Below are 16,410 nucleotides of genomic sequence, written 5' to 3' on the forward strand. Positions count from 1 at the left end.
ACCTTGGCAGGTCGATTCGGCCAACTACTGCGACATTTAGTCTTTCAACATTTTTCAGAATCGGCCGATACCGTTGCAACAGGCTCCGCCACTCGTGCCACAAGCACGCGGCGCCCTCCTTTCACTGGCTCAAGGTCTCGAAACATGAACCTGAAATTCCGCCACAAGATCCTGCTCAGTGCCTGCGCCGTCGTGGTACTGGCCTTCGCCCTGTTTACCCTCTACAACGACTACCTGCAACGCAACACCATCCGCCAGAACATCGAGTCGTCGGTGCGCCAGGCCGGCGCGCAGACCGCCAGCAGCGTGCAGAACTGGATGAGCGGGCGCATCCTGGTCCTGGAAAACCTGGCCCAGGACATCGCCCAGCAAGGCGCCGGCAGCAACGTGCCGGGCCTGGTCGACCAGCCGTCGTACACCAGCAACTTCCAGTTCACCTATTTTGGCCAGAACACCGGCCTGTTCACCCAGCGCCCCGACGCCAGGATGCCTGACGGCTACGACCCGCGCCAGCGCCCCTGGTACACCCAGGCCGTGGCCGCCAACCAGACAATGCTGACCCCGCCCTACATGGCCGCAGTGGGTGGCCTGGTGGTGACCATCGCCATGCCGGTCAAGGCCAAGTCCAGCGGCGAGCTGATCGGCGTGGTCGGCGGCGACCTGAGCCTGAACACCCTGGTCGACATCATCAACGCCGTGGACTTCGGCGGCCTTGGCCACGCTTTCCTGGTCGACCGCAATGGCCAGGTAATCGTCAGCCCGGACAAGGACCGGGTGATGAAGAACCTCAAGGACATCTACCCAGGCTCGCCGCTGCGTGTCGAATCCGGCATCCAGGAAGTCAGCCTCGATGGCAAGGACCGCATCATCTCCTTCGCTCCGGTGGACGGCCTGCCATCGGCGCAGTGGTACATCGGCCTGTCGATCGATAAAGAAAAAGCCTACGCCCCGCTGAGCCAGTTCCGTACCTCGGCCATCATCGCCATGCTCATCGCCGTGGCCGTCATCGCCGGCCTGCTCGGCCTGCTGATCCCGGTGCTGATGCGCCCGCTGACCACCATGGGCCGCGCCATGCAGGACATCGCCGAAGGCGAAGGCGACCTGACCCGCCGCCTGACCGTCGAGCAGAAGGACGAGTTCGGCGAGCTGGCCACCTCGTTCAACCGTTTCGTCGAGCGTATCCACGCCTCGATCAGCGAAGTGTCCTCGGCCACCCGCCTGGTGCATGACCTGTCGGAAAAGGTCGTGGTCGCCTCCAATGCCTCGCTCACCGGCTCCGAAGAGCAGAGCATGCGCACCAACAGTGTCGCCGCGGCGATCAACGAACTGGGCGCCGCCACCCAGGAAATCGCCCGCAACGCCGCCGACGCCTCGCAGCACGCCAGCGGCGCCAGCGAACAGGCCAACGGTGGCCGCCAGGTGGTCGAAGAGGCGATCAGCGCCATGACCGCCCTGTCCGAGCGCATCAGCGAGTCCTGCGAGCAGATTGAGACCCTCAACGCCAGCACCGACGAAATCGGCAAGATCCTCGACGTGATCAAGGGCATCTCCCAGCAGACCAACCTGCTGGCGCTCAACGCCGCCATCGAGGCCGCCCGTGCCGGTGAAGCCGGGCGTGGTTTCGCCGTGGTTGCCGACGAAGTGCGCAACCTGGCCCACCGCACCCAGGAATCGGCCGAAGAGATCCACCGCATGATCACCAGCCTGCAGGTCGGCTCGCGTGAGGCGGTGCACACCATGAACACCAGCCAGGTCTCCAGCGAAGAGACCGTTCAGGTGGCCAACGAGGCCGGTGAGCGCCTGGCCAGTGTCACCCAGCGTATCGGCGAGATCGACGGCATGAACCAATCGGTGGCCACCGCCACCGAAGAGCAGACCGCCGTGGTCGAGAGCCTGAACCTGGACATCACCCAGATCAACGCGCTGAACCAGCAAGGGGTGGAGAACCTCAACGACACCCTGCGCCACTGCGACGCCCTGAGCCAGCAGGCCGGGCGCCTGAAGCAACTGGTGGGCAGCTTCCGCATCTGACCTGCCGCCCGCTCCTGTATGTGTTGCAGGAGCGGGCTCCCTCCGCGATCACGGCCTTCGATCACATCGGCGAATGCGCAGGCATTCTTCAGCTACTCCTTACTCGCCGACGAACGCCTGCACCTCGATCTCCACATCGACCCCCAATGCCAGCGCCGATGCCACCGTCGAACGTACCGGTAGCGCTGCGCCAAAGAACTCTTTGTAGACCTCGTTGAAGCCGGCGAAATGGCTCATGTCCGATAGCCAGACCGTGCATTTCACTACCTGGTCGAAACGCGCCCCACTCACTGCCAGGCTCTCGGCGATTCGTTCGCAGGCCGCTCGTGTCTGTGTCTGGATATCACCGCGTACCACTTCGCCACTGGCGCTCATCGGCACCTGGCCGGACAGGAACAGGAAGCCCCCGGCCTTCACTGCACGGGAAAAAGGAAACGGCAGGCTGCTGGGAAAACGCTGGATGTCATTGCTCATGGAACGCTCCTTTCATGGTTGGCTGAATCGTGCCCGGGACAGTCGAGCGGGCCAGCTCCCGGTAAACCCACTCTGGTTAACCGTGGATTTTCAGGAGCGTACCGCCACAGCGTGGTTATAACCTAATAACGAACAAGTCTATTTGGCTATAAAAAAATCTATATGCTGGCACTCATCCGATCACGGGCAAGCTGGGCGTCGAGTAGCGTATGGATGTAGGTTCTTTCGGTTTCACCCTTGCGGGCCTGATCGTAGGCTTCATCGTCGGCATGACCGGCGTCGGCGGCGGTTCGCTGATGACCCCGATCCTGCTGTGGTTCGGCATCAACCCGGCCACCGCCGTGGGCACCGACCTGCTCTATGCCGCCATCACCAAAGCCAGCGGCGTCTGGGTGCATGGCCGCAACAAGAACATCGACTGGAAGATCACCGGCTGGCTGAGCCTGGGCAGCGTCCCGGCCGCCGCGCTGACCCTGTGGTTCCTCAGCACCCTGCACACCGACACCTCGGCGCTCAACGCCATCATCAAGCAGGGCCTGGCGGTGGTGCTGATCCTCACCGCCCTGGCGATCCTGTTCAAGTCGCGCCTGCAGGCCTTCGCCAGCAAGCATGCCGGCGACCACTACCACCTCAGCGACCGTACCCTGAACATCCTCACCGTGATCACCGGCGTGGTGCTGGGCGTGATGGTCACCCTCACCTCCATCGGCGCTGGCGCGCTGGGTACCGTGGCGCTGTTCCTGCTCTACCCGTTCCTGGTCACCCGCCGCCTGGTCGGCACCGAGATCGCCCACGCCGTGCCGCTGACCCTGGTGGCCGGTCTGGGTCATGCCGGCATGGGCAACATGGACTGGTCGCTGCTGGGCTACCTGCTGCTGGGTTCGTTGCCGGGGATCTACCTGGGCAGCCACCTGACCGGGCGTATTTCCGACCGCGTGCTGCGGCCTTGCCTGGCAACCATGCTGTTGCTGATCGGCTACAAGCTGGCGTTCTGAACCTCGTGCCTGACCGATAGAAGGCGCTTCGAGCTATTCCTGCACACGCCATAGCACCGGCCAGAACTGCGGTTTCACATACCCGCAGCGATCGAGCCGCGCCACGCGCTCGGGGCGCATGCGCTCACCGTCGTAACGCCACTGCTGGATCAGCCCGCAACCACGTTCTACCTGGCTTTTGTCAGCGGCAAACAATTGGCCGCTCCGCGCATCGAACGCTACATAGCCACTCAGACGCGGCGCCAGCAACGGCGTCGGCGCCTCGAAGGCCATTTCGCTGATCTGGTAGGGCGCGGCGCGGGACACCCGATACAGGTAATTGGCGCAGAACTCGCCACTGCACCCGACGTTGAGAATGACCAGAACATTGGCTGCGTCCAGCGGGTGCACCTCGTAATGGCTGTTGCTCATGCCTGGCACATCGCCTTCGACATTCGCCTGGCCTTTTACCACCCTGCCGATTTCATGGGCCTGCTCGTCGCTCATGCGCGGCGCGGCAACGAACTGTGGCAGCACCACGGTATCGGGAGCGCCAGGCACATCGGCAGCGGGCGCATCTCCCACTTTCACCAGGGCATCGGCATGCCCCACCCGGCCCTGCACGGCATCAATGGCCAACAGCGCGCCACTGAGCCCCTGCAAGGACGCAACCAGCTCGCCATCCTCGGTCAACGAACTCAGGCGTGTACCGTTGCGCAACCGACGTATGAGCGCCAGCGCCTCATCGTCTTCCAGCAGCAGGTCGAAGTCGTATTCAAGCTGGATGCGCTGCCAGTTGGCCGACAGTGCCTGCCCATCGAGCAGCAACTGTTCCGCAAACGCCGGGCCCACGCGCAGGGTCAGTTCGAGCGCACCCTGTGGCCCCGCCTCGCGCCTTATGATGGTCTGCAGGCCGGCCATCAGGTCGTCGTCGATGGCCATTACCGCGGTGCAGGCACGGGTGTTGTCGCAGCCAACCGCCCAGTCCTCGATCTGCCGGTACATCGGCACCGCTTCGAGCGGTGCCTGGGCGCTCTCGGCCTGCACGACCGATGGCGTCATGAGCGTCAGCAGCAATGCCGCACGCGGGTGTTTCATCCATTGCCATGGCGTTATCCCTGAAGTGCGCTTCACGCGTTCAACCTTCACTGCGCCAGAGTACCGGCCAACTGTCGGTGCCCACTTCCGCACAGCGATCCATCCGTGACAGCCTGAGCAAGCGCATGCGCATGCCATCGTAGCGCCAGCTTTCCTCCACCCCGCAACTACCGGGATAGTCGTCCTTGGCATAGCTGTGAAGCTCGCCTTTGCCAGGGTAGAACTCGATGGCGTCGCGCATCCGGCTGATCACCACCGGGCTCGATGGCGCCTCGAACTCCAGCGGCCCAAGGGTGTAAGGCGCTTCACGCGACACCTTGTACAGCGCGTAGAGGCAATGGAAGTCGTTGCAGTTGTAGCTGAGCAATGCCAGCGCATGCTGGTCGTCCAGGGCATGCAGCTCAAGCTTGGGAGCGACATCGTATTCGTTCTTCAACTGGTCCTCGGCGGCCGCCTTGGCCATCACCACTTGGGTGATGCCCGCTTGCTCCTGCGCGCCAAGGGCCGTAGCTGCCACAAAGGCCGGCACCTGGGGTTTGGCCGGAGTTGGCAACTGCACATCGGCAACGCTGTCGCCGGGGCGTATCAGCGCACTGTAGTGGCCGATTCGGCCCTGCACCGCATCCATCAGCAGCAAGGCGGCGCTCAGCCCCTGCAGCGAACTCACCCGCTCCCCTGGCCGGGTGTCGTCCACCAGGCGCTGGCCATTGCGCAATTGCCGCAACACGGCATAGGCATCGGCGCCCTCCAGTTCCAGGGTGGTCTCGACACCGCGGGTCATGCGCCAGGGGGCGACCAGCAGCTGGCCGTCGAGCATGGGCTCGCCCGACCAGTCGGTACTCCCTACCAGGGTCAGGTGCAGGTTGCCCCAGGCGCCCGCCTCACGCTGCACCAGCATGCCCACTCGCATCCGCTCCGGATGATCGGCCAGGACCGCGGTGCAGAAGCGCGTGTTGTCGCAGCCAACAATCCAGTCCTTGATCTCCCGGTATACCGGCACCGGCTCTGGTTCCGCCGCGGCGGCCAGGCCCGACAGCAACGCCAGCCCCAGGGCCAGCCAGTTCCATGTTGTTGCGCGCATCGTGCTGCATTCCTGTCTTGGCTGTGAAAGCCTCGTTCCAGAGGCGGCACAATGATTCCACAGTTCAAGGGCCAGGTGCGCAAAATCGGCAGTGGTGATTGCGCCACCTGATCTGGCAGTATCGAATGCCCTAACACCAGAGCCGCCGTCATGTCCGCTACCGTCAGCCCGTTGCTGCTTGCCCTGCGCGAAGGTACCCGCGCCTGCCACCAGAGGCTGGAAGCGCGGCTGCCTTTCTTCAGCGAGGGCTTCGACCGCGCGGCCTACGCCGACCTGCTCGGGGCCTACCATGGCTTTCATGCGCCGCTGGATTTACTGCTGGGCGCCTACCAAAGCGCCGAACGCCACAAGACGCCCACCCTGTCACGCGACCTGGGCGCCCTGGCCATCGATATCGAAGCGCTGCCCTGGTGCCACGCCCTGCCTCGCATCGATGACGAAGCCAGCGCGCTTGGGGTGATGTATGTACTGGAAGGCTCCACGCTCGGTGGCCAGGTGCTCAAGCGGGCCATGGCCGAGCGCCTGGGTATCGACGCCGACAACGGCGGCGCGTTCCTCGACGTCTACGGCCCGCTGACCGGCGCACGCTGGCGCAGCTTCCTCGAGCGACTGGCTGCCGCCACCCCGGAGCCGACCGCCCAGGCCCGGACGGTAGAAGCCGCTGTAGACACCTTCATCTGCTTCGAACAGTGGCTCGAAGAACGACAGGTGCTGGCCTGCTGAACTCCCTCACCGACGGCACTGGTGCAACAGCGACGTTACCAGTGGCGTCATCCCGATGGCCACCACGCACAAGCCACCGCACAACAACGCAAATCCCAGTGCCCGCAACGGGTGCAAGGTATTGAAGAACGCCAGCACCAGCAGCACCAGCAACAGCGCCAGCCAGTAGCGAACTGCCGCCCTTGGAATGGCCACCATCAACAGGTTGAAGAGCACGAAGGCGTAGAACACCAGCATCGTCGCCAAGCCGACGCTGACACCTCGCGCCATCGGCGGGCCGACATGCTGCCGGTAAAGATCGAAGCCAAGGCTCAAGATAAAGGGAAAAGCCACACACACCAGTGCGTGCAGCAGGAAGCGGGAAAGCAGCGGCAACATTCGTCCTTGATCCTGGAGTCGGCCAAAGGTTGCGCATGGCCGTGAGTGAGGAAAGCGGATGCTAATGCCCTGAATAGACGCCAGCAAGCCGCAGCCCCATTGGTCGGCAAACACTCGTGACAAAGACCTGCTTTTCCCGCTTTGCGGCACGCAGCAGAATCCCTACGTCTGTGTTTCATGAATCCTGCAGGATCGCCCCCACAGCAAAGGCGCTGGACAACCTGATAGCGAGCCCCGACATGAACGTCATTGCCTGTGACCTGCACCACCTGGACGCCACCGCGGACCTCTTCAACCAGTACCGGATGTTCTACCAGGAGGCGGATGACCTCCCCGCTTCCCGTGCATTCCTCAAGGCCAACCTCGAAACCGGCAACTCACGGATCTACCTGCTGCTGGACGACGAGGGTCAGGCCATCGCCTTTGCCCAACTGTACCCGGCCACCTGCTCGCTGGCGATGAAGCGCTTCTACTGGCTGTATGACCTGTTCGTCGTCCCCCATGCCCGCAGGGGCGGTCATGCCCGTTACCTGATGCAGCAACTGATCGGGATCTTCCAAGCCGAGGGCGCGCAGCGGTTGAGCCTGGACACCGCCAGGAGCAACCTTGCCGCCCAGGCGCTGTATGAATCGCTGGGGTATGAGGCCGAACAGGAATTCGTGACCTATCACAAGGTGCTCGATCACTGAAGGTAGCCATGGGAGCTTTCGATATCCGCTTTCGCTCAGCGCGAGGAAGGCAGCTATACGCGGGTGTGCAAGACCGTGGAGTAGGAACCCGGCTGGCCCGAAGGCCTCCCACGTATAGCCGCCATTGAGCGACTTGGACCACATCCTCGGGCTTGCACACCCGGTCGTTGAATTGGCAACGACAGGGCGAGATTAGGGAATGCGGCTGGCCAGAACAACAGCTGAAAGGCCGTGAAAGCATGGTTGGGAAACGTCCTACATGAAATAGGGAAAGTCTTAGTAATCGTCCTTAATCAACAGCTCAGAGCTCTTTGTGGGGCAAACCCGCTCCTACGCATATTTGCTACTTTCCCGCCAAGTCAGGACAATTTCTGAATTTCCTGTACACGAAATATCTACTAAAGGTTTATATTCCGCCCGCCGAAACAGAAAAGGTAGCAAGTGGCCACCACCCTAGCGAAGCGGCCATGTACACCCTTCACACTCACGGATGGGCGTCACGATGAAAATAAAAAACAAACTGATCCTGGCCTTCGTACTGGTGGCCTTTATCCCGGTCGCCCTGGTTGGCGGGATTTCGGTGCTGAACATCCGCAGCGAGGCGGTCGATCAGTTCCTCGACGGCAGTACCCGGGAAATTCGCCAGATCGACGGCAACATGCGCCAGTTCTTTGATGGCACGTTGCAGAACGTCGATCAGATGGCCAAGGATCCTGTATACACCTCGGTCACCTCGCTCAAGGACTACACCGGGGCCGATGCCGCCAGCCAGCCGATGCCCGAGGCTGCGCAAAGGGTCATCGACGCCTTCGCCCGCTACGGCACCACTCACCCGGCAGCGGCGATCCTTTCAATCGGCCTGGAAGACGGCAGCTACGCCAAATGGCCGGATGATCCACAACTGGCCAAGTACGACCCGCGCACCCGCCCCTGGTACAAGGCCGCCATGGCCAGCCCGGACAAGACGGTGCGCACCGCCGCGTACTACTACGACAAGGACGACGTGGCCCTGGTCGGCACCGCCCGCGCGCTGCTCGACGCGGCCGGCAAGGCCAAGGGCGTGTTCGTGGTCAGCATGTCGCTGAAGAACCTCACCGAGCTGGTCAAGAGCATCAAGCTGGGCGACAGCGGCTACGTGATGCTGATCGAGGACGGCACCGTGCTGGTCGACCCGCGCAACGCCGGGCACAGCTTCAAGCAGCTCAAGGATCTCGGCGCACCGTACGCGGCGTTGGCCGCCACCGAGCAAGGCGCCACCGAGGTGGTGATCGATGGCGTGCGCTACATGGCCAATGTGTGGACCTCCCCAGGCCTGGGCTGGCGCTTCGTCGGGCTGATCGAGTACGACGAGGTCATGGCCGCGGCCACTCGCATGACCTATGTCACGGCGGTGATCGTGGTGCTGCTGGCGCTGATCTTCGCCGGGGTGGCGGCAGCGTTCTCGCGGGTGATCGTCAAGCCCATCGGCCAGGTGAGCACCGGCCTGCAGTCGATCGCCGAGGGTGAAGGCGACCTGCGCCGCGACCTGCAGGTCCAGGGCAAGGATGAAACCGCCGAGCTGGCCGGCTGGTTCAACAAGTTCCTCGCCGCCATCCGCCAGCTGATCCAGCGCATCGGCGCGGCCTCGACCAACCTGCACGAAGCCTCGCGCAGCAACAGCGAGATGGCCGGTAACATGAACGAGGCCGCCGGGCGTCAGCGCGAGGCGGTGGAGCTGGTGTCCACTGCGTTCAACGAGATGGTCGCCACCGCCAACGAAGTGGCGCGTTCATGCAGCAGCGCCGCAGATGCCGCCGAACATGGGCACCGGCGGGTGGCCGAGGGCAAGCAGCAGATCGAGGCGACCACCGACAACGTCAATCGTCTGGGTCGGCGCCTGAGCGAGTCGTCCCAGGCCATGGTCGAGTTGGAAGAAGGCAGCCGCAGCATCAACCAGATCCTCGGCACCATCCGCGCCATCGCCGAGCAGACCAACCTGCTGGCGCTCAACGCCGCGATCGAGGCCGCCCGGGCCGGCGACCAGGGCCGTGGTTTCGCGGTGGTGGCCGACGAGGTACGGGCACTGGCCAAGCGCACCGCCGATTCCACCGGCGAGATCGACCAATTGCTCAACACCCTCGGCGGCAAGACCCATGAGGTCTCGCAAAAGATGGAAAGCTGCCTGGACCTGTCGCGGGCCAGCGTGACGTCAATCGAAAGCGCGCGTGACAGTTTCGAGGGTATCCAGCTGTCGGTGAACGAGATCCGCGACCAGAACCTGCAGATCTCGGCGGCCGCCGAGGAGCAGCACAGCGTCGCCAAGGAGATCAACCGGCACATCCAGCAGATCTACGACGAGGCGCGACTGGTGGAGGGGCTGGCCAGCTCTGCGCAGGCCGACTCTGGCAGGCTGGCACAGTTGTCGGATGAGCTGAACGGGTTGGTGGGGCGCTTCAAGTCGTAAGGCATCCAGCAGTTGGGGCCGCCAGGCGGCCCTTTTGCCACGGTTCGTCGCCACGACAAGCCGACTCTCCACAGGCGATGCTGCACCGCGATGGCATCACCCCGCCCTAGGCAAGTCGGCCAGCACCCCTTCAATCTCCCCTAGCACCGCCGGATCATCCAGCGTCGATGGCGCCGTGTAGGCCTGGCCATCGGCGATCTTACGCAGCACCGCCCGCAGGATCTTGCCAGAGCGGGTCTTGGGCAGGCGCTTGACCAGGCGCACGCGGTTGAAGCAGGCCAGTGCGCCGATCTGTTCGCGCACATCCGCCACCAACTCGCCCTGCAGTTGCGCCTCGCCAATGCCCTGCCCGTCCTTGAGCACCACCAGCGCCAATGGCACCTGGCCTTTGATCTCGTCGTGCACACCAATCACCGCGCACTCGGCCACCGCCGGATGACGCGCCACCAGGTCCTCCATTTCCCCGGTCGACAAGCGATGCCCCGAGACATTGATCACGTCATCGGTGCGCCCCATGATGTAGACGAAGCCGTCTTCATCCAGGTAGCCGCCGTCGCCGGTGTGGTAGTAACCGGGGTAGCTCTGCAGGTAGGCCTGCAGGTAGCGTTGGTGATCGCCCCAGAGCGTCTGGCTGCAACCCGGTGGCAATGGCAGGGCGATCACGATAGCGCCCTGTTGATTGGGCCCCAACGGCTTGCCTTCGTCATCCAGCACCTGCACGTGGTACCCCGGCACCGCCCGGTTGCTCGAGCCCGGCCGCGCCGCGCTGCCTTCGAGCCCGACACAGGGCGCAGTCACCGGCCAGCCGGTTTCGGTCTGCCACCAATGGTCGTGCACCGGCTTGCTGCTGACCCGCTCGAGCCATTCATGGGTACTGGAGTCGAGTTTCTCCCCGGCCAGGAACAGCTGGCGCAACGAATCGAGATTGTGACAGCGGATCAGCGCGCCTTCCGGATCTTCCTTGCGGATGGCGCGCATGGCGGTGGGCGCGCAGAACAAGCCATTGACCTGATATTGTTCCACCACCCGCCAGTAGGCCGAGGCGTCCGGCGTGCGGATCGGCTTGCCCTCGTAGAACACCGTGGTGCACCCGCTCATCAGTGGCCCGTACACGATCAGCGAATGGCCCACCACCCAGCCGACGTCCGAGATCCCCCACCATACGTCTCCAGCCCGCATGCCGTAGACATGACGCATGGCATAACACAACGCCACTGCGTTGCCGCCATTTTCGCGGACGATACCCTTGGGTTTGCCGGTGGTGCCGGAGGTGTACATGATGTACAGCGGATCGCCGGCGTCCAGCTCAACGGGGGCGACCGGCGCCGCCCCGAGCAAGGCCTGCTGCCAGTCCAGGTCACGCCCGGGCTGCAGTTCGGCGCTCGCCTGCGGGCGCTGCAACACCAGCACATGCCGCGGTTGGTGGCGAGCCAGCTGCAGGGCGCGATCGACCAGCGGCTTGTACTCGATCACGCGGTCGAACTCCAGGCCGCAGGAAGCCGTCAGCAGCAGGGCCGGCCGGGCATCGTCGATGCGCAGGGCCAGCTCGTTCGCGGCGAAGCCGCCGAATACTACGGAATGCACCGCACCAATGCGGGCGCAGGCGAGCATGGCCATGGCGGCCTGGGGCACCATCGGCATGTAGATGATCACGCCATCGCCCTTGCGCACACCCAACGAACGCAACAGACCCGCCAAGCAAGCCACTTCATCACGCAGCTGGTGATAGGTGAACGTCTGTTGCACGCCAGTCACTGGCGAGTCGTAGATCAGCGCCAGTTGTTCACCGCGCCCCTGCTCGATCTGATGGTCAAGGGCCAGGTAGCAACTGTTGAGGCGGCCATCGGCGAACCAACGGTGGGTACCATCGGCGTTCTGCTGCAAGGTTACGGTCGGCTTGCGCTGCCAGGCGAGCTGCTCGGCCTGGGCCTGCCAGAAGCTGGCGGGGTCGGAGATGGAATGGGCGTAACTGTGCTGATAGGTCATTGGTTCGCAACCCGGTACTTGTTGTTATTGAAGGGCGAACCCTGAGTATGGACCGAGGCCGGCGGCCCGCCATCGGACTTAAGTCGCAACCCATATGCAGATTTGCCGCACCCGAGCGCCTACAATGGCCAGCCACGTCTAGCGAACAGTCCCATGCATACCCTCGAAGACCTGCGCGCCGGTCGCCTGCACGGCATCACGCGACTTAATCTCTGCCAGAACCTGACCCATTTTCCCCAGGAGATCTTCGCACTTGGCGACAGCCTCGAAGTGCTCGACCTGAGCGGCAACAGGCTGAGCGAACTGCCCGAGGACCTGCACCGCCTCAACCGGCTCAAGGTGCTGTTCTGCTCCAACAATCAGTTCACCCACCTGCCCCACGCCATTGGCAGCTGCCAGGCCCTGGAAACCGTAGGCTTCAGAAGCAACCGCATCAGCCGGGCAGATGCCCAGGCCCTGCCACCTTCGCTACGCTCACTGGTGCTCACCGACAACGTATTGGAGCAGCTGCCCGAAGCACTGGGGGACTGCGCACACCTGCAAAAGCTCATGCTTGCCGGCAATCGCCTCACCGATCTGCCGGCAAGCCTGGCGCGCTGCCACCGCCTGGAACTGCTGCGCATCGCCAGCAACCGCCTGGGCGCCCTACCCGACTGGTTGCTGCTCATGCCACGCCTGGCCTGGCTGGCCTATGCGGACAACCCATTGCCCTATGGCTTTGTTGCACCTGCCACCGATGGCCATTGCCCCGCCCTGCACTGGCACGACATCCAACTGGAAGAAGAGCTCGGCCGTGGTGCCTCAGGGGTGATTCACCGCGCCCACTGGCGCGGCCAGGAAGCACCGGTTGCGGTCAAGCTGTACAAGGGCGCGATCACCAGCGACGGTTCGCCACTGGCGGAGATGAGCGCCTGTATCGCCGCCGGCCACCATCCACAGCTGGTGCGCCTGGCTGGGCGCATTGACGATCACCCAGATCAACTGCCCGCCCTGGTGATGCAACTGATCGACGCGCACTGGTCGAACCTGGGCGGCCCGCCTAGCCTCGACAGCTGCACCCGCGACCGCTATCCAGCCGACCGCCAGTTGACCAAGCCGGCTCTGCGTCGCCTTGTCAGCGGTATTGCCTCGGTCTGTGCCCACCTGCATGGGCGTGGCTTGAGCCATGGTGATCTGTATGCCCACAACATCCTGTTCGACGATAATGGCCAGTGCCTGCTGGGCGACTTCGGTGCCGCCTCGTTCCACCCTCAGGGGCAAAGCCTTGCGGCATCGGCACTCGAACGACTGGAAACGAGGGCGTTTGGCATTCTTGTCGAGGAATTGCTGGCGTGTTGCGACGAGCAGGACACATCACTGAAGCAACTTGCTGAGCGCTGCCAGCAGGCCGACGTATTGGCCCGTCCTGCCTTCAATGAGTTGGTGGCGCTGCTTGGCGAGCGCCACTGACGCGGTGATGAAGCCTGGCCTGAACATTCGTGGGAGCGGCGTTCCGATACGCCCGCTCCCACGCCAGATTTCTTTACCACGGAAGAAAAGACAAAACCCCTACCTGCTCGCGCAGATAGGGGTTTTGCGAAATGAATCTTGACGATGACCTACTCTCACATGGGGAAACCCCACACTACCATCGGCGATGCATCGTTTCACTACTGAGTTCGGGATGGGATCAGGTGGTTCCAATGCTCTATGGTCGTCAAGAAATTCGGTTGCCAGTACGTCCTTGCAGACATGCCAGCCAATTCGGATATGCGATATTTGTGGTCCGTCGCGAACTTTCGGTTCGTTTCGTCTTCACCACCACAATTTGGCCTCAGCGCAAATTGCTTGGGTGTTATATGGTCAAGCCTCACGGGCAATTAGTATTGGTTAGCTCAACGCCTCACAGCGCTTACACACCCAACCTATCAACGTCGTAGTCTTCGACGGCCCTTCAGGGAGCTCAAGGCTCCAGTGAGATCTCATCTTGAGGCAAGTTTCCCGCTTAGATGCTTTCAGCGGTTATCTCTTCCGAACATAGCTACCCGGCAATGCCACTGGCGTGACAACCGGAACACCAGAGGTTCGTCCACTCCGGTCCTCTCGTACTAGGAGCAGCCCCTCTCAAATCTCAAACGTCCACGGCAGATAGGGACCGAACTGTCTCACGACGTTCTAAACCCAGCTCGCGTACCACTTTAAATGGCGAACAGCCATACCCTTGGGACCGGCTTCAGCCCCAGGATGTGATGAGCCGACATCGAGGTGCCAAACACCGCCGTCGATATGAACTCTTGGGCGGTATCAGCCTGTTATCCCCGGAGTACCTTTTATCCGTTGAGCGATGGCCCTTCCATACAGAACCACCGGATCACTAAGACCTACTTTCGTACCTGCTCGACGTGTGTGTCTCGCAGTCAAGCGCGCTTTTGCCTTTATACTCTACGACCGATTTCCGACCGGTCTGAGCGCACCTTCGTACTCCTCCGTTACTCTTTGGGAGGAGACCGCCCCAGTCAAACTACCCACCATACACTGTCCTCGATCCGGATAACGGACCTGAGTTAGAACCTCAAGGTTGCCAGGGTGGTATTTCAAGGATGGCTCCATGAGAACTGGCGTCCCCACTTCAAAGCCTCCCACCTATCCTACACAAGCAAGCTCAAAGTCCAGTGCAAAGCTATAGTAAAGGTTCACGGGGTCTTTCCGTCTAGCCGCGGATACACTGCATCTTCACAGCGATTTCAATTTCACTGAGTCTCGGGTGGAGACAGCGCCGCCATCGTTACGCCATTCGTGCAGGTCGGAACTTACCCGACAAGGAATTTCGCTACCTTAGGACCGTTATAGTTACGGCCGCCGTTTACCGGGGCTTCGATCAAGAGCTTCGCTTGCGCTAACCCCATCAATTAACCTTCCGGCACCGGGCAGGCGTCACACCCTATACGTCCACTTTCGTGTTTGCAGAGTGCTGTGTTTTTAATAAACAGTCGCAGCGGCCTGGTATCTTCGACCGGCGTGGGCTTACGCAGCAAGTGCTTCACCCTCACCGGCGCACCTTCTCCCGAAGTTACGGTGCCATTTTGCCTAGTTCCTTCACCCGAGTTCTCTCAAGCGCCTTGGTATTCTCTACCTAACCACCTGTGTCGGTTTGGGGTACGGTTCCCAGTTATCTGAAGCTTAGGAGCTTTTCTTGGAAGCATGGCATCAACCACTTCGCGCTCTAATGAGCACTCGTCATCAGCTCTCGGCCTTGAGATCCCGGATTTGCCTAAGATCTCAGCCTACCACCTTAAACTTGGACAACCAACGCCAAGCTGGCCTAGCCTTCTCCGTCCCTCCATCGCAATAACTGGAAGTACAGGAATATTAACCTGTTTTCCATCGACTACGCTTTTCAGCCTCGCCTTAGGGACCGACTAACCCTGCGTCGATTAACGTTGCGCAGGAAACCTTGGTCTTTCGGCGTGCGAGTTTTTCACTCGCATTGTCGTTACTCATGTCAGCATTCGCACTTCTGATACCTCCAGCAAGCTTCTCAACTCACCTTCACAGGCTTACAGAACGCTCCTCTACCGCATCACCAAAAGGTGATACCCGTAGCTTCGGTGCATGGTTTGAGCCCCGTTACATCTTCCGCGCAGGCCGACTCGACTAGTGAGCTATTACGCTTTCTTTAAAGGGTGGCTGCTTCTAAGCCAACCTCCTAGCTGTCTAAGCCTTCCCACATCGTTTCCCACTTAACCATGACTTTGGGACCTTAGCTGACGGTCTGGGTTGTTTCCCTTTTCACGACGGACGTTAGCACCCGCCGTGTGTCTCCCATGCTCGGCACTTGTAGGTATTCGGAGTTTGCATCGGTTTGGTAAGTCGGGATGACCCCCTAGCCGAAACAGTGCTCTACCCCCTACAGTGATACATGAGGCGCTACCTAAATAGCTTTCGAGGAGAACCAGCTATCTCCGAGCTTGATTAGCCTTTCACTCCGATCCACAGGTCATCCGCTAACTTTTCAACGGTAGTCGGTTCGGTCCTCCAGTCAGTGTTACCTAACCTTCAACCTGCCCATGGATAGATCGCCCGGTTTCGGGTCTATACCCAGCGACTAAAGCGCCCTATTAAGACTCGCTTTCGCTACGCCTCCCCTATTCGGTTAAGCTCGCCACTGAATATAAGTCGCTGACCCATTATACAAAAGGTACGCAGTCACCTAACAAGTAGGCTCCCACTGCTTGTACGCATACGGTTTCAGGTTCTATTTCACTCCCCTCTCCGGGGTTCTTTTCGCCTTTCCCTCACGGTACTGGTTCACTATCGGTCAGTCAGTAGTATTTAGCCTTGGAGGATGGTCCCCCCATGTTCAGACAAAGTTTCTCGTGCTCCGTCCTACTCGATTTCACTGGCAAGAGATTTTCGTGTACGGGGCTATCACCCACTATGGCCGCACTTTCCAGAGCGTTCCACTAATCTCAAACCAGCTTAAGGGCTGGTCCCCGTTCGCTCGCCACTACTAAGGGAATCTCGGTTGATTTCTTTTCCTCAGGGTACTTAGAT

The 16,410-nt window shown here is 61.6% G+C and carries 11 protein-coding genes and 2 rRNA genes (1 of these 13 only partly in view); 6 read left to right on the forward strand and 7 right to left on the reverse strand.

Annotation, left to right across the window (positions count from 1 at the left end):
* Positions 1 to 144: 144 nt before the first annotated feature.
* Positions 145 to 2,031, forward strand: a complete 1,887-nt coding sequence (gene mcpA, locus ACZ9C1_RS09740) for a methyl-accepting chemotaxis protein McpA (protein WP_102685362.1) — start codon at positions 145 to 147, stop codon at positions 2,029 to 2,031.
* A gap of 99 nt (positions 2,032 to 2,130) precedes the next feature.
* Here mcpA and ACZ9C1_RS09745 read toward each other — a convergent pair whose 3' ends face one another.
* Positions 2,131 to 2,505 (reverse strand): RidA family protein, encoded by a 375-nt coding sequence (locus ACZ9C1_RS09745; RefSeq protein ID WP_139669857.1) that lies wholly within the window; start codon positions 2,503 to 2,505, stop codon positions 2,131 to 2,133.
* A gap of 209 nt (positions 2,506 to 2,714) precedes the next feature.
* Here ACZ9C1_RS09745 and ACZ9C1_RS09750 point away from each other — a divergent pair, with 209 nt between their 5' ends.
* The gene (locus ACZ9C1_RS09750) at positions 2,715 to 3,500 is read left to right on the forward strand and encodes a sulfite exporter TauE/SafE family protein (protein WP_110704593.1); all 786 of its coding nucleotides are present in this window, start codon (positions 2,715 to 2,717) and stop codon (positions 3,498 to 3,500) included.
* A 33-nt stretch (positions 3,501 to 3,533) separates the two neighbouring features.
* Here the strand turns inward: ACZ9C1_RS09750 and ACZ9C1_RS09755 are convergent, their stop codons facing one another.
* Together ACZ9C1_RS09755 and ACZ9C1_RS09760 are read right to left on the reverse strand one after the other, a co-directional pair.
* On the reverse strand, positions 3,534 to 4,577 hold the full coding sequence (locus ACZ9C1_RS09755) for a DUF1176 domain-containing protein (RefSeq protein WP_476253920.1): 1,044 nt from the start codon (positions 4,575 to 4,577) through the stop codon (positions 3,534 to 3,536).
* Between the two features lie 40 nt (positions 4,578 to 4,617).
* The gene (locus ACZ9C1_RS09760) at positions 4,618 to 5,658 is read right to left on the reverse strand and encodes a DUF1176 domain-containing protein (RefSeq protein ID WP_476253921.1); all 1,041 of its coding nucleotides are present in this window, start codon (positions 5,656 to 5,658) and stop codon (positions 4,618 to 4,620) included.
* Between the two features lie 150 nt (positions 5,659 to 5,808).
* Here ACZ9C1_RS09760 and ACZ9C1_RS09765 point away from each other — a divergent pair, with 150 nt between their 5' ends.
* Positions 5,809 to 6,381 (forward strand): biliverdin-producing heme oxygenase, encoded by a 573-nt coding sequence (locus tag ACZ9C1_RS09765; protein ID WP_102685358.1) that lies wholly within the window; start codon positions 5,809 to 5,811, stop codon positions 6,379 to 6,381.
* 6 nt (positions 6,382 to 6,387) lie between these two features.
* On the opposite strand, the gene ACZ9C1_RS09770 is transcribed toward ACZ9C1_RS09765, so the two are convergent.
* Positions 6,388 to 6,759, reverse strand: a complete 372-nt coding sequence (locus tag ACZ9C1_RS09770; protein ID WP_198753898.1) for a hypothetical protein — start codon at positions 6,757 to 6,759, stop codon at positions 6,388 to 6,390.
* A gap of 239 nt (positions 6,760 to 6,998) precedes the next feature.
* Between ACZ9C1_RS09770 and ACZ9C1_RS09775 the strand changes: the two genes are divergently transcribed.
* Both ACZ9C1_RS09775 and ACZ9C1_RS09780 read left to right on the forward strand, forming a co-directional pair.
* Positions 6,999 to 7,448 carry a GNAT family N-acetyltransferase gene (locus tag ACZ9C1_RS09775; RefSeq protein ID WP_110704582.1) on the forward strand — a complete coding sequence of 150 codons (450 nt, stop codon included), beginning with the start codon at positions 6,999 to 7,001 and terminating at the stop codon, positions 7,446 to 7,448.
* A 502-nt stretch (positions 7,449 to 7,950) separates the two neighbouring features.
* Positions 7,951 to 9,891: a methyl-accepting chemotaxis protein gene (locus ACZ9C1_RS09780; RefSeq protein WP_476253922.1), complete on the forward strand. Its 1,941-nt coding sequence runs from the start codon at positions 7,951 to 7,953 to the stop codon at positions 9,889 to 9,891.
* 96 nt (positions 9,892 to 9,987) lie between these two features.
* Here the strand turns inward: ACZ9C1_RS09780 and ACZ9C1_RS09785 are convergent, their stop codons facing one another.
* Positions 9,988 to 11,877, reverse strand: a complete 1,890-nt coding sequence (locus ACZ9C1_RS09785) for a propionyl-CoA synthetase (RefSeq protein ID WP_476253923.1) — start codon at positions 11,875 to 11,877, stop codon at positions 9,988 to 9,990.
* A 153-nt stretch (positions 11,878 to 12,030) separates the two neighbouring features.
* Here ACZ9C1_RS09785 and ACZ9C1_RS09790 point away from each other — a divergent pair, with 153 nt between their 5' ends.
* Positions 12,031 to 13,326, forward strand: coding sequence for a leucine-rich repeat-containing protein kinase family protein (locus ACZ9C1_RS09790; protein ID WP_277505025.1), 1,296 nt, complete (start codon positions 12,031 to 12,033; stop codon positions 13,324 to 13,326).
* Positions 13,327 to 13,462: 136 nt separating this feature from the next.
* Here the strand turns inward: ACZ9C1_RS09790 and rrf are convergent.
* A 5S ribosomal RNA gene (gene rrf, locus ACZ9C1_RS09795) occupies positions 13,463 to 13,578 on the reverse strand.
* 137 nt (positions 13,579 to 13,715) lie between these two features.
* Positions 13,716 to 16,410, reverse strand: a 23S ribosomal RNA gene (locus tag ACZ9C1_RS09800); it runs 198 nt beyond the window's last position.

The organism is Pseudomonas sp. TE21435, from assembly GCF_056279265.1.

Coding starts and splice junctions, on each gene's coding strand:
- mcpA (WP_102685362.1), top strand. CDS start 145: ATGAACCTGAAATTCCGCCACAAGATCCTGCTCAGTGCCTGCGCCGTC.
- ACZ9C1_RS09745 (WP_139669857.1), bottom strand. CDS start 2,505: ATGAGCAATGACATCCAGCGTTTTCCCAGCAGCCTGCCGTTTCCTTTT.
- ACZ9C1_RS09750 (WP_110704593.1), top strand. CDS start 2,715: ATGGATGTAGGTTCTTTCGGTTTCACCCTTGCGGGCCTGATCGTAGGC.
- ACZ9C1_RS09755 (WP_476253920.1), bottom strand. CDS start 4,577: ATGAAACACCCGCGTGCGGCATTGCTGCTGACGCTCATGACGCCATCG.
- ACZ9C1_RS09760 (WP_476253921.1), bottom strand. CDS start 5,658: ATGCGCGCAACAACATGGAACTGGCTGGCCCTGGGGCTGGCGTTGCTG.
- ACZ9C1_RS09765 (WP_102685358.1), top strand. CDS start 5,809: ATGTCCGCTACCGTCAGCCCGTTGCTGCTTGCCCTGCGCGAAGGTACC.
- ACZ9C1_RS09770 (WP_198753898.1), bottom strand. CDS start 6,759: ATGTTGCCGCTGCTTTCCCGCTTCCTGCTGCACGCACTGGTGTGTGTG.
- ACZ9C1_RS09775 (WP_110704582.1), top strand. CDS start 6,999: ATGAACGTCATTGCCTGTGACCTGCACCACCTGGACGCCACCGCGGAC.
- ACZ9C1_RS09780 (WP_476253922.1), top strand. CDS start 7,951: ATGAAAATAAAAAACAAACTGATCCTGGCCTTCGTACTGGTGGCCTTT.
- ACZ9C1_RS09785 (WP_476253923.1), bottom strand. CDS start 11,877: ATGACCTATCAGCACAGTTACGCCCATTCCATCTCCGACCCCGCCAGC.
- ACZ9C1_RS09790 (WP_277505025.1), top strand. CDS start 12,031: ATGCATACCCTCGAAGACCTGCGCGCCGGTCGCCTGCACGGCATCACG.